At 68.6% G+C, this 13476-nt stretch carries 6 protein-coding genes and 1 pseudogene; 4 read left to right on the top strand and 3 right to left on the bottom strand.

From position 1 onward, the window contains the following. Positions 1-8 precede the first annotated feature (8 nt). Complete coding sequence (pglZ, locus tag ACWDR4_RS00650) at positions 9-2900, top strand: BREX-2 system phosphatase PglZ (RefSeq protein WP_450402512.1); 2892 nt, start codon at positions 9-11, stop codon at positions 2898-2900. Positions 2901-2944: 44 nt separating this feature from the next. Here pglZ and ACWDR4_RS00645 read toward each other — a convergent pair whose 3' ends face one another. Together ACWDR4_RS00645 and ACWDR4_RS00640 are read right to left on the bottom strand one after the other, a co-directional pair. Next, positions 2945-3997 (bottom strand): CBS domain-containing protein, encoded by a 1053-nt coding sequence (locus ACWDR4_RS00645; protein ID WP_450402070.1) that lies wholly within the window; start codon positions 3995-3997, stop codon positions 2945-2947. A 7-nt stretch (positions 3998-4004) separates the two neighbouring features. Continuing rightward, positions 4005-5822, bottom strand: a complete 1818-nt coding sequence (locus ACWDR4_RS00640; protein WP_450402068.1) for a GmrSD restriction endonuclease domain-containing protein — start codon at positions 5820-5822, stop codon at positions 4005-4007. A 228-nt stretch (positions 5823-6050) separates the two neighbouring features. Between ACWDR4_RS00640 and brxD the strand changes: the two genes are divergently transcribed. The 3 genes and pseudogenes from brxD to ACWDR4_RS00625 form a co-directional block, all read left to right on the top strand. After that, on the top strand, positions 6051-7388 hold the full coding sequence (brxD, locus tag ACWDR4_RS00635) for a BREX system ATP-binding protein BrxD (RefSeq protein ID WP_450402065.1): 1338 nt from the start codon (positions 6051-6053) through the stop codon (positions 7386-7388). Further along, positions 7385-9517: a DEAD/DEAH box helicase gene (locus ACWDR4_RS00630; RefSeq protein ID WP_450402062.1), complete on the top strand. Its 2133-nt coding sequence runs from the start codon at positions 7385-7387 to the stop codon at positions 9515-9517. Before brxD ends, ACWDR4_RS00630 begins: the two co-directional genes overlap by 4 nt. A gap of 72 nt (positions 9518-9589) precedes the next feature. Further along, positions 9590-9764, top strand: a pseudogene (locus ACWDR4_RS00625) (aminobenzoate oxygenase); the annotation flags it as partial. A gap of 80 nt (positions 9765-9844) precedes the next feature. Here the strand turns inward: ACWDR4_RS00625 and ACWDR4_RS00620 are convergent. Next, positions 9845-13075 (bottom strand): DNRLRE domain-containing protein, encoded by a 3231-nt coding sequence (locus ACWDR4_RS00620; protein WP_450402060.1) that lies wholly within the window; start codon positions 13073-13075, stop codon positions 9845-9847. Between the last annotated feature and the right edge of the window lie 401 nt (positions 13076-13476).

The raw sequence follows: 13476 nt of genomic DNA, 5'->3' as shown, positions 1-13476 counted from the left end.
TGGGACCAGTGAGTGCGGCGGCCGTGACCACCACGAGCGCGGTGCGGCTCAACGCCGCGACCATCACCCAGTACCTGGCGTCGCAGCCCGGTCTCAAGCCGGACAAGCGCAGGGTCGTGCTGCTGCGGGCCGCGCCCTCCTGGGACGGCCCGGACGAGCTGCCCTGGGGTGAGCAGCGGCGGGCCACGGTCGCGGCGGCGCCTTCTCCCCTCGGCGTGTACGAGCTGCTCCTCGCGCATCAGAAGCCGTCGGCCACCGGGCCCGACGTGCTGGTGGTGCTCACCGACCGGGAAGAGGCGGAGCTCGGGCCCGACCTGCTGGCCAAGGTGCACCGACAGCGGGTCAACGCCGTCGACACCTGGGACGTCGTACGCGAAGCATTCGGTGCGAGCGCCTCCGACCACCGGCTGTTCGAGGAGAACTGGGCTGCCGAGGCGTTGCTGGACGCCGCTCCGCCGCACGGCGGATGGCCGAAGCTCGCGGGCGGTGTGCTGTCGCGGCGTGAGGCCTTGACCGCGCTCGCCCTGCGCAGGCTGGGCATCGGCCGCTACGACCCGGATGCCCAAACCTCCCGCGCCGTTGCGGCAGGCGGTGACGAGCTGGACATCCACATCCTGCTGCGATGGTCCCTGGTGCCGGGCGGCCCCGAACGGCTCCTGGCGCTGCGCGCGCCCGAGCGGGCCGGGCTCGTGCAGTTCCTCGGCGAGGAGGAGCAGGCCGGGCGCGCCGGGCAGGCCCTGCTCGCCCTCGTGACGGCGGAACACGGGCCCGACGCCGTCGCGTTCGGGCTGGTCTGTGCGGCGCTGTGGGGACACGCGGACGCCGCGGCGGACGCGGAGGACTACCGGGCCCGGGGAAGGGCCGAGCGCTGGTTCGGAGAGGAGCCGCCCGCCCAGGGTGAGCATCTGGACGTGCTCGCGGCCGCCTTCGGGCGGTCCTGCGAGGAGTTCGTCTCCGCCCTGCTGATGACGGGACGATCGGAGAGCGACGAGGCGGCGGAGGCCCGGCGGCTGACGGGTTCCGTGCTCGACCGGGCGGCAGCCCTTGTACGCCAGTTGAGCGCGGAACGGGCGGCGGGCGCAAGTCCCGTACTGGCGGCGGGGATTGAAGCCCGTTTCACGACTGCCGGCGAGGCTCTGGTGAGCGGTGCCCCCGAGCGGGTCGTAGCCGCACTGAAGGCCCTCTACGATCACCGGCTCGCCCGGGACCCCGACAACAACGTCCGTATCGGGCGGGTGCGCATGGCGCAGCGGCTGGCACGGTGGCTCACGACCAGCCCGCCGACGGAGACAGACACGGTGGCGGATGCCATCGCCCGTCACGTCGCCGAGACGGGCTGGGCGGACCTGGCGCTGGAGCACATCGAGTCCGGAGGCGATCCCGACCCGGTACTCCGGTCCGCGTACGACGCGGTATGCGCCTCGGCGCGCGACCGTCGGCGCGAGATCGACCGGCACTTCGCCCAGGTACTCGCCGCCCGGGCCGCAACCGACCGTGGCCCCGGTTCGATGCTGGCCGTGGAGACGTTCCTCCCCGAGGTCGTCGCCCCGGTGGTGAAGGCCGGGGAGCGGAGGGTGCTGCTGCTCGTGCTCGACGGGATGAGCGCCTCAATCGCCGCCGAGCTGGGCGAGCAACTGCGCGACCACTGGGCCGAGTACGACCCCCTGCCCGGAGCGAAGGACACCCCGCGCCGCCGCGCGATGGCAGCGGCGCTTCCCACGGTCACGGCCGTGTCGCGGACCTCGCTCTTCGCCGCGCGGCTGATGAAAGGTACGCAGGCCGACGAAAAGAGGCTGTTCCCCAGCCACAGCTTCTGGGGCGGGGAGGACGTGGCGGTCTTCCACAAGGACGATCTGCGTGCCGAGAGCAGCGGTGAGCCGTTCGGGCCCGAACTGCACGCCGCTCTCGTCGGCGACCGCACGCATGTGGCAGTGGTCCTCAACACCGTCGACGACCGGCTGGCCTCCGAGCAGAAACACGGGGACGGTGCCTGGCGACTGTCCGACATAGGGGGCTTGCGAGCACTCCTTCGGTCTGCCGCCGAGCATGGCAGGGCGGTGATCCTCACCAGCGATCACGGCCACGTCATCGATCGGCGCGCCGTGCGGCTCGACGCCGAGGACGTCCGGTCCGCTCGGCATCGTGGGCCCGGTGGTCCGCTCGCCGCACAGGAGGTCGCTCTGACCGGTCCACGCGTCCTCGACCCCGGACCGGAGAGCAGCGTCGTGGCCCTCTGGGATGCCGACGCCCGCTACACCTCCCGCAAGGCGGGGTACCACGGCGGAGCAGCTCTCGCGGAGTTCGCGATCCCGGTTCTGGCCTTTCTGCCCTTCGGAGCGAAGCCGCCGAGCGGCTGGCGTGAGCTCGCGAGCCAGCAACCGACGTGGTGGTCGCCGACCTCGCAGGCACAAGCGCAGCCGTCGCAGGTCCGTACCGCCGCGGTCCCCGTGCCAACACCGAAGAAGTCGCCCAGGCGGTCCAAGAGCGAGGCGGAACTCGCCAAGAGCCACGAGTCGTTGTTCGACGTGGCGCTGGTCCCCTCCGACTCGGCAGACGGCGCCCTGTTCTCCGCGGCCCCCGTGTCACCGGACGACGCGCTGGTCGAGGCGTTGCTCAAGTCCGAGGTCATGGCGGCGCAGGTGCAGTTGCTCGCCCGCAAGCCGGATCTGTCCCGGGTGGAGAAGGCCGTACGCGCCCTGCTGGACGCGGGTGGCACGCTGCCAGTGACCGCTCTGGCCCAGCGCATCGGTCTCCCGGCCAGCCGACCGGCAGACGGGTTCGCGGCCGTGCTGCGGCAACTGCTCAACTACGACGGCGTCCAGGTGCTGGAGACGCTGCCGGACGGGCGGACCCTGCGGCTGCACATCGGGCGGCTGCGGGATCAGTTCGAGCTAGGGTGACGGGTCGGGAGCCGATACCTCTCGGTAGCGGCTCCCGTCTGCCGTCAGGTGAATTGGCGCAGCAGGCCGACGAACTGACGCAGTTCCTCGCAGCGCTGCGGTGACAGTGGCTCCGCGTCGAAGTGCGCGATCCGGTTGCGGATGTTACGCACGCGATCGAGCTGGTGCACGAACTGGACCCGGTTCACACCGGTCCAGTTGAGCGCCTGCCAGTTCTGGTCCGCCGCTGTGCACATCGCCTCCAGTCGCTGCCCGTTCCTGTTGCGCTGGTCACCGTCGAGCAGCTTCACGTACTGCCCGAACCCGAGGTCCGAGATCTTCCCCGTCTTCTGGTCGTTCCGCTGCACGCCTCGGATGGCGTCCTCGCTCATCTTCGCTCCGAGGCACTTGCGCAGGAGAAGCTCGATCTCACCGACGATGAAGAAGGGCCATGCCGTGGCGTCGAAGCGCTGGGTGATGTCCGTGGCCGTGACGACGCCGCTGATACGGCCGTTGTTGGCCCTGACCAGCACATAGCCGTGCTCGCAGATGGTGGGGAGCATCGCGAAGAAGTTGTCGTGGGCGTGCACGATCGGGGGGTCCGCCACGATCGCGTTGGCCAGCACCGCCTCCTTGTTCGTGTCGTACATCTTGGCCACCGAACGCCAGGTGACGACCCCGACCACCGTGTACTGGTCCTCCAGCACCGGGATCTGGGAGTAGTTCTTCGTGTACATGATGTACGTCGCCTCGGTGAGCTTCGAGGCGGACGTGATGGAGTCGACGCCGTCGTTGGCACACGGAAGGTCGCCGATCCTGAAGGGCTGCTGCGGCAGAGCGCCCGGCAGCAGACCCGACTCGTCTTCCTGGTCCTCGTCGGCGCCCTCAGGCTGCTGCTCGGCGGCGGTCTCCCGCGCCACGATGTGAATCTCGGACTGTCTGGCGCAGTTGGCGAAGTACGGCAGGGTCGCCAGACCAGCGTCCTTCAGCACCTGATCGATGTGCAGCTCGGCCTGCATGTTGCGCACTCGGGCACCGAAGTACGTCAGCAGTTCCACAAGAGGGATGCGCTGCCCCTTGAGCGCGAGCAGTTCCTCCTCGGAAGGGGTTCGGAGCACGGCCGCGTCACCAGCCCTTCACGTCGGCGTCGCCGCGGAAGACGGTGCGCTTGCCCATGGCGGACACCACGAGGTCCACCAGCTGCTTGGACCGGTTCTCGTAGAAGGCCTCGAAGTCTCCCCCGTGCAGGGCGACCGGGTCGATGAGGTGGGTGGCGACGACATCGTCGAACCACTCGGCGCGCATGCCCGATTCGAGCGCCAAGGTCTTCAGATATCCGCCGGGTGAGCCGGCCATGCTCTTCGAGGCCCGCAGCGACAGAGGTGTCTTGTTGACGATCGAGTTCGCCCGCGCGCTGTAGTCGCGGTGGTTCTTGTCGATCCACGCCTTGGGGAAGATCTGTCGTACGTCGACGCTGTACTCGGCCAGGCGCGCGGCGTTCAGCGGCGCCTCGGTGAAGTACCAGTCCACCGCTCCCTGCTTGACCAGGAGCGCGTAGATCCCCTTGTAGGCGGCGCTGTTGCGCGTGGAGAGGGTGTCCAGACGGTCGTCGAGAAACGCCGCCTCCGTGATCGTGTCGGGGACGACCTCGGTGTTGCCCTGCAGTCGCTCGAGGAGCTGCTCCACGTCACGCGTGAAGCGGCTTTCCGTCGACCCGCCGTACATCTCGCCGAGCACCCCGCACCAGTACCACTGAGTGATCAGCTCGTCGCCCATACCGGAGTCCGTCCCGGCGCCCAGGATGGTCCGTACGGCGGCCAGCGGCACGAGCTGGGTGCGGTACGGCAGGTCGGCGGCGCGCACGATGCACTGCTGCTCCAGGAAGCCGCCCACCCACTCGAAGGCCTCCGCCACCCGTGGCGCCAGCCGCACGAAGTCGGCGAGCGGCAGTTCCAGCAGATCCCGGCGCTTGCAGGCCACAGCGCTGCGAGAGTTGGACTGCTTGAGCTCCCAGGTGCGGACCAGCGCCACTGCCTGCAGGAAGTCGCTACTGCTCAGCCCGTCCTCGACGCCGGCCTCCATGCGGCCGAACACCGGGTAGGAGGAGGTCAGATGCTTCTTGATCCCGTGCCAGACGTCCGGGAGCTTGTAGTAGTCGCCGTTCTCCGCCACGTACACCCGGTTGCCGGCGTAGGTCGCGGTCAGCAGCTCGAAGACGTTGAGCGGCACACCACCGGTGTTCACCCGCTCGAAAACGGCGCAGACCGCATCCATGGTCGTGGAGGAACCGAGCTTGATCATCGGCACCTGAAAGGACCGCATGCGATTGAGGACGTGCTGTTGGAACTCCCCCCACAGGCCCCAGTTCGTGACATCCGCCTTCACGAACTCCTGGTGCCAGGCATTCACCCGCTGGGTGTCGAAGACGTAGTGCAACGGGAAGTAGCCGGCCGCGCACTCCCCCTCGATGGTGCTCAGGTCGATGACTTCCCTGCGGTTGAAGCCGGTCTTGAGGATCCGGTCCTCCGGCACGGACACGATGGCGTCGTCACGGTCGGCCGGTGATTCGACGGCCTTGGCGATGTCGACGTAGTACCAGCGGCTCAGCGGCTTGTTTCGGGCGTCCACCGTCTCCACCGGACTGTCCCGGTGCAGTGCCTGGAAGAGCGAGGTCATCCGCTGCTGGCCGTCCAGCAGCAGAAGGTCGGGCATCCGCCCCGCCGCACCCTCGGCACCCTTTAACGTCCGGGTCCGGAAGATGGAGGTGCCGTTGGTCTGCAGTGCCATCACCACACCGAGCGGATAGTCGAGGGTCACGGTCGCGATGAGCGCCTTGATGCGTTCGTCGTCCCACTTCCATTCGCGCTGGAAGTCCGGAAGCTGCAGGGCGCCGGAAGCGACCTCCGCAAGGACGTCACTGAGATTCAGACTGTCGAGTGCCACGCTGTGTCTTCCCGTGTCGGACCTGAACGGTGAAATGTCACCGGTCACCGTCGGTGAACAGACCATTCCACCAACGGAGTTGGCGGGAGTCAAGATGAAATTGACCAACGGGCCACCAGGCCAGGGGCACCAGGGTCCGGAGCAGGTTCTGGCGGTCGGTCGCTTCTTCGGACCGTTTCGGTCGGTGCTGCCGCACCCGGGAGTCCGATCCGATGGGAAACTGTCGGGGTGAGTACAGACAGCCCCGGTCGAAGCGGACCCGTCAGCGCGGCCAGACGTCGCGACGTGATCGACGCATTGCGACGCGGAGCCGTACCTGAGAGCGGGCTGGATCTGCTGGCGACCGGCCTCGACCGGTTCCAGGCCGCACTCGACGCGGAACTCGACGCCGTGACCTCAGGGGCCTCGGTGTTCAAAGCGGTGCGAGGTGAGTACGGCTCGGGCAAGACGTTCTTCGCACGCTGGCTCAGTGAGCGTGCCAAGCGGCGCAACTTCGCGGTCGCTGAGATTCAGGTATCGGAAACAGAGACGCCCCTGCACAAACTGGAGACCGTCTACCGCCGTCTCACCGAACGGCTGACCACGTCCGGCTTCCCGCCGAGCGCTCTCCGCCCGGTCGTGGACGCGTGGTTCTACGCGCTGGAAGAGGACGCGCTTGCCGCGGGGACAACCGAGGCCGGCCTCCCCGAGGCAGTCGAGCGGCTGATGACGGCCCGCCTCACCGAGGTGTCCCGGCATGCCCCTTCGTTCGCGACGGCCCTGCGGGGATACCGTGCCGCCGTCTCCGCAGGTGACGAGGCCACCGCCTCAGCCGTCATGGCCTGGCTGGGCGGGCAGCCGCATGTGGCCGCAGCGGCCCGCAGGGCCGCCGGGGTACGCGGCGACCTCGACCACTTCGGCGCTCTCGGCTTCCTGCAAGGGCTGCTCACGGTGCTCCGCGACTCCGGCCACACAGGCCTCCTAGTCGTCCTCGACGAGGTCGAGACCCTGCAGCGGGTCCGGTCCGACGCACGCGACAAGGCCCTGAACGCACTGCGGCAGCTCATCGACGAGGTGCACTCCGGGCGCTTCCCCGGGCTCTATCTGCTGATCACCGGGACTCCGGCCTTCTATGACGGCCGACAGGGGGTGCAGCGCCTCGCACCCTTGGCCCAGCGGCTGGCGACCGACTTCACCACCGACCCGCGCTTCGACAACCCGCGCGCCGTGCAGCTGAGACTCCCGGGCTTCACCCTCGAATCACTCGTGGGACTCGGACTGACCATCCGGGACCTGTACGCGTCCGGGTCCTCGGAACCCCAGCGTGTGAAGGAGGTCGCGGACGACGCGTACGTCGCCGACCTGGCCAGGGCCGTCGGTGGAGCGCTCGGCGGAAAGGTGGGCGTTGCGCCCCGGTTGTTCCTCAAGAAGCTCGTCGGTGACGTGCTCGACCGCATCGACCAGTTCGAGGACTTCGATCCTCGCAGGGATTACGCGTTGACGGTCAACGTTGCTGAGCTGAGCGAGGTCGAGCGCAACGCCGCGGCGGCAGAGAGTGCCGACGACGTCGAGCTGGACCTTCCATGAGCGAGGGCGCTCCGGATGATCCCCTTGACCAGCTTCATCCTGGGCTGGTCCACCACATCGTGAACACCTTGGGCTGGCCTGGTCTGCGCCCGCTCCAGGAGGAGTCGATCACACCGTTGACGGCCGGCTCCGACGCCGTACTTCTGGCTCCCACCGCTGGGGGGAAGACCGAAGCCGCGTGTTTCCCTCTGCTGTCGCGGATGGCACAGGAGAAATGGGACGGCACGTCGGTGCTCTACGTGTGTCCGCTCAAGGCCCTGCTCAACAACCTGCTGCCACGGCTGGAGACGTACACCTCGTGGCTGGGGCGCACGGCCGCTCTCTGGCACGGCGACGTCTCGCAGACCCGCCGAAAGCGGATCCTGCGCGAGCGACCGGACCTGCTGCTGACCACTCCGGAGTCCCTGGAGGCCATGCTCGTCAGCGCGAACGTGGACCATCGGGCGTTCTTCTCCGGGCTACGCGCGATCGTCGTCGACGAGGTGCACGCCTTCGCCGGCGACGACCGGGGGTGGCATCTACTGGCCGTGCTGGAACGGCTGGAGCGGGTTGCCGGACGCCCGGTCCAGCGTGTCGGTCTCTCCGCTACGGTCGGAAACCCTGAGGAGTTGCTGACCTGGCTGCAGGGCGCGACGGCCGGAAAACGCGCAGCGCAGGTGGTCGCTCCGCACCTCCGGGAGGAAACGCCGGACCTGCCTCCGCCCGGTGACATCCAGCTCGACTACGTGGGGTCCCTGGCGAACGCCGCCACAGTGATCACCGCACTGCACCGAGGCGAGAAGCGTCTGGTGTTCTGCGAGTCACGCAAACAGGTCGAGGAACTCGGCGCTGCGCTGCGCTCGAAAGGCGTGACGACTTTCCTGTCCCACGCGTCGCTCTCCGTGGACGAGCGACGGCGGGCAGAAGAGGCATTCGCGGAGGCCCGGGACTGCGTGATCGTCTCCACCAGCACGCTGGAACTGGGGATCGACGTCGGCGACCTCGACAGAGTCATCCAGATCGACGCCCCCGCCACCGTGGCCTCCTTCCTGCAGCGCCTCGGACGCACCGGACGGCGGCCCGGGTCGGACCGCAACTGCCTGTTCCTCGCCACCACCGAGGCCGGCCTGCTGTCGGCCTCGGCGCTTCTTCTGCTGTGGTCCCGCGGCTGGGTGGAACCCGTCAACGCGCCCCGGGAGCCTCGGCACATCGTTGCCCAGCAGGTCCTCGCGCTGTGCCTGCAGGAGCACCGAGTCGGCGAACGCCTGTGGCAGGAGTGGTGGGGAGGTCTCGGGCCTTTCGGTCCCGCTGCCGAGCCCATCGTGCGTCACCTCATCAACGAGGGCTACCTCGACCAGGACGGCGGGATGCTGTTCATCGGCCCCGAGGCCGAACAGCGTTTCGGGTACCGGCATTTCATGGACCTGACCGCTGTGTTCACCGCCGCCCCGGAGTTCACCGTGTTGTCGGGCCGGACGGAGATCGGCACAACGGATCCGGTGCTGCTGACCGGCGAGGTCGTCGGCCCCCGGCGGCTGCTGCTCGCGGGCCGCAACTGGCAGGTCACGTACATCGACTGGTCCCGGCGTCGATGCTTCGTCGAGCCGGTCGAGGGGGGAGGACGGGCGCGCTGGGGCGGCGTCGGCTTCGCCCGAAGCGCTTCGTACGAGCTCACGCGAGCAGCGCGCGAGGTCTTGCTGGGCACTACTCCTCCGGTCAGGTGTACCCGTCGCGCCGAGAGCGCCCTCGCTCAGGTACGCGAAGACGGCGCCGAACTGGTGTGGGGCGATGGCAACGTCATCGTGCGAGGCGGACGCGACACCAATGTGCGGTGGTGGACGTGGGCGGGCTACCGAGCCAACGCCACCCTGGCCGCCACTCTCACCACCATCGCCGACCCTTTGCAGCGTCCCACAGATACGTACGTTCGACTGCGCGAGGACGTCACTCCCGGTGAATGGAAAAAGGCCGCCAAGGAGGCACTTGAGCATCTGTGTTTGCCGGTGGTGAATCCTCGCGCGCTGGACGGGCTGAAATTCAGCGCGGCTCTTCCTCCACGCCTGGCCGAGGCGACACTCGCTACTCGTCTGGCCGACCTGAATGGTGCCGCAGCCTCACTCCGCGAGAGCGTCAGGTTCACGGCCAGATAGGAAGCGTGTACGCGCAGGTGGAGGTCACCGGCATGTGCGATCCGAGCGTGGGTTCAGGCAGCAGCTGCCTGCGAGGCCTGTCTCGACATGGGCGTCTTCGACCTCGGCGACTCCAACCTCGACCTCCTGATGCCCCAGGACATAGAAGATCGCCGAGGCCCTGAACCGCGAGCGGTTCGCGGCCGAGGAGTGGGAGCGAGTCGCCGAGGTGGAGCAGGCCGTCGCGGAGGGTGGTGCCGCCTCGTAGCTGTACGAGAAAGGGGTGAGCCCCCACCACCAAGCGGCACCGGAGGCTCACCCACTACACCCACCCAAAGGCCAATCACCTCACCCAAACGCCAACTTATCGTTCCACCCCGACCCAATAACCGTCTTCACCGGAGCGTTGGTATTAGTAGTAGACGGGTGATAAACGGACATGTGCCCGTCAGAAGCAAACCGAGCCCAAATATCCGGCACCCCATCCCCGTTGATGTCCGGAACCCCAATAGCCGAATTGACATTGGCCTCCGTCCAACTGGTCCCGAACGCCTCGTCCCCGTTGACCGCATTGGCCGCCAGCATCAGCGAGTTGAGGTCGACGCTCCCCGCCCCCGCAGCCCCCACCTTCCCCCGCCGCAGATACATGCTCCCGTTGTCCAGGTTCCGCCACAGCAGGTCCGCGATCCCGTCCTTGTTCATATCGGCCAGGTTGACGATGTCCCGCCGAGCCCACGCGTCCGCGTTCATCTGTGTCGCCGTCTGGACGCTGCCGCCCGTGTAGCCGGACAGCACCCAGAACCCCGCGGCCGTGCGCAGCACCAGGTCCGGCAGCTTGTCGCCCGTGATGTCGCCCAGCGCCTTCAGTTGGGTCCAGGTCGACGGCGCCGGCGCGTTCGACGGCAGGCGGATCTTCATCCGCTGCCCCACGTCGAACGAGCCGTAGCCGTCGCCCGGGTAGAGCCAGAAGCCGCCGTCCGGGGTGCGGGCGAAGAGGTCCGTCGTGCCGTCGCCCGGGTACGTGTCCTGGTGGTGGGCGATCAGCGCGGCCTTGTTGCCGAGCGTCGACGCCGCGTCGTACCAGTGGCCCGGCGGGTTCAGGGTCACCGTGCCGTCGGCTGCCTTCGTGTACGACGAGACCAGTGAGCCGTACAGTTCGCCGTCCGGCTTCTGGCCCGCGTACGTCCGCAGGACACCCGCCGCGTCGATGACCATCAGGTCGGGGGTGCCGTCGCCGCCCGTGTCGCCCGGGGTGTCGGCGTTCTCCTTCGGCGGGACGTACGTCGTGTAGTCCGTGCGCACGCTCGGGTTGCCGAGGCTGTCGTAGGCGTACACCTGGAGGGTGTTCGGGCCGGCGTTGAAGGGCTTCAGGTCGGGGACTGTGGCTATGCCGTTCGCGTCGGCGTTGACCGACTGCGGGCTGACTCCGCCCCACGCGTACTGGAATCGGACCGCGCCCGGTGACTCGAAGGTGATCGGGCCGGTCAGGCCGAAGTTCACCTTCGCCCAGGTCATGCCGTCCGGGGTGGACTCGAGGAACACGTCACTGGTGACCTCGGGCTGGGACGGGCCGCTCGGGTCGACCGTGATGCGGCAGGGTTCGGTGCCCGGCGGGTAGTTGGTGGACGTCGCGCCCGCCAGGTCCTCGCCCAGGGCGTCCCAGGAGAACGTGGTGTTGGTGGTGATGTCCTTGAGGCGTGCGTCGGTGACCGGGATGGTCAGCGAGGAGGTGCCGCCGGACGCGCCGATGGTGACGTATGTGCCGGCCGGAACCGTGCCGCCGGTCTTCCAGAACCGGAAGCGGACCTTGCTCATGTTGCTGTCGGGGTCCTTGGCGGTCACCGACAGCGTGATGTTGGTCTTGCCGACGGTTATGCCCGCGCCCGGTCCGGGTGTGCAGGCGCCGCCGGGCTTGGAGGTGCCCTTGGTGGGCTCGGACGGCGGGCGGTTGTAGACGGCCTCGATGGTCGCCGAGGTCGCCCTGAACTTGCGCCAGGTCTGGGTGTCCGACTCGCTGGTGGCCCGCATGCCGAGGGTGACGGTCGAGTGGCCCTTGTCCGTGGCGTACTGGGCGGCGTCCTTCACGTTGAAGGCCTCGTAGTCGTCCGGGCAGGAGGACGCCGACCAGCCGTGGGCGAAGGACCTGCGCTGGAGTTCGTCGGACCAGCTCGGCTGCGCGTTCCAGGTCGTGCCCGACGAGATCGAGCCGGTGCGCCAGATCTGGAACTCGCGGTTGGTGCACGACCAGGAGTGGTTGTTGAGCACCTTGAAAGTGGCGCTGGTGATCTCCGCGCCCTTGATGCTGCTGGACCAGTCCATGCGCCAGAAGGAGCGGGCGGTGCCGCCGGTGTCGTCCTCGTGGCCGACGCGGGCGTCGGAGGTGCCGGAGGAGAAGTTGGTGCCGTTGAAGAAGCTGGTGCTGGGGTACGGCTTGTAGGCCACCGTCCACGCGTCCCAGCCGGGGTTCAGCGGCGGATCGACGTACAGCGGGTACGTGACGCCCTTGCGGTCGGCAAGCCCTGTGGCCGCGACGCCCAGGCCGAGTCGGGCGGCACCCGTGTTCTCGCCGTCCAGGGTGATCGGCAGCGGCGCGGAGTGGGCGCCCGGCTCGATACCGGTCAGGCCCGACAGCTTCAGCACATCGGCCGGGGTGGCGACCGACGTTCGGTTCGGGGTGCCCGGGGGCAGTTCGGGGTCACGGCCGCTGGAGTCCCACGCGAACGGCGTCGGGATCGAGCCGACCTCCTTGCCTGTTTCGTCCAGGACCCGGACCCTGCTGGCCTTGCGGTCCTGGCGGAACACGGCGGTGTCGGAGCGCAGTCCGTACGTGACGGTCTTCAGCGCCTCCTGCCGTGCCGCCTCGGGGGTCTTGACGATGAGGACCTGCGCCATACCGCCCTCTTCGCGGGCCACCAGCAGCAGGTCCACGCCGGGCAGCACCTCGGAGTAGAGGGCGCGCGGTCCGTCCAGCACCGGCTCGGGCAGGGCGCCCGGCCAGGTGTACGCGACGGTGTGCTCGCCCAGCTCCACCTCGGCGAGGACCGTCTCGCCGGACGTCTCACCCGACTTCCCGAGCCCGCCCAACGCCTCGACGCGGGCGAACGACCGGTCGGCGCGCGCCTTTCGGTCGGTGCCGCTCGCGAAGCGGACCGGGACGACGGGGTTCGCGGGTGCGACGCCGAGTCCGCGCGGGGCCTCGGCCGTCCGCTTGAGCTTGTTGTCGACGGAGGCCCACGCGCCCGCGGCGTTCTTCGCCCGGGTCGGCGCGGCCGTGATCCGGGTCTTGAACTGTCCGTCGGGCAGTGCCCAGGTCAGTGCGGTGGCCGTGGTCGCCGTGTCGACGAGCACCTGCTTGCCGGTGCGCCTGGCCTGGGCCATCGCGGTGGCCTCGTCGCGCGGGCCGGTCGAGGCGCGGGTGGCGTCGGTGGTGGTGCCTCCGGCGCGGGCCGGCGGGGTGTCTTCCGGCTGCCACCACGGCAGCAGGGCAGCGGTCAGGGCGGCCAGCACGAGGCCGAGGGTCAGGGACAGCCGTGTGCGTGTGCGCACGAAGGGGCTGAGAAATCGGGGCGGCGCAGTCACGGCGGTCTACTCCCGTGGGAACCAAGCAGATGGAGGGCAACGAGAAAAACGCAGACAGCCCCGTCCGGCAGGCCGCGGGGTTGAAGGCGGGCACACGATCACACATTCGCCGTAGCACGTCTATGTGTGAATAAGTTAAGGATTTGTTATGAAACTACGAAACTGATGTGGCGGTGTGTCACCTGTGCCCGGTTCAGGGCTTTTCGGAGGCCACATTGGCGATGATCAGGTGATTCCTCCGGTCCGCCCGATGAGTCGCCGACGGGGGGTTCTGGTGCGTTTCACACCGTGACCCGGATCACTCGGCAGGACTTTTCGGCCCTTTGGCCGATCTTGAATTGTGCGGGGGACATGACACAGAGTGCGCACGCACGCGTCTGAGCCTGACGTGTGTTTTTGGT

Source organism: Streptomyces sp. NPDC000878 (genome assembly GCF_053599695.1).
Note: the sequence above shows the minus strand (reverse complement) of the source record. Positions and strands in the feature narration are given on the sequence as shown.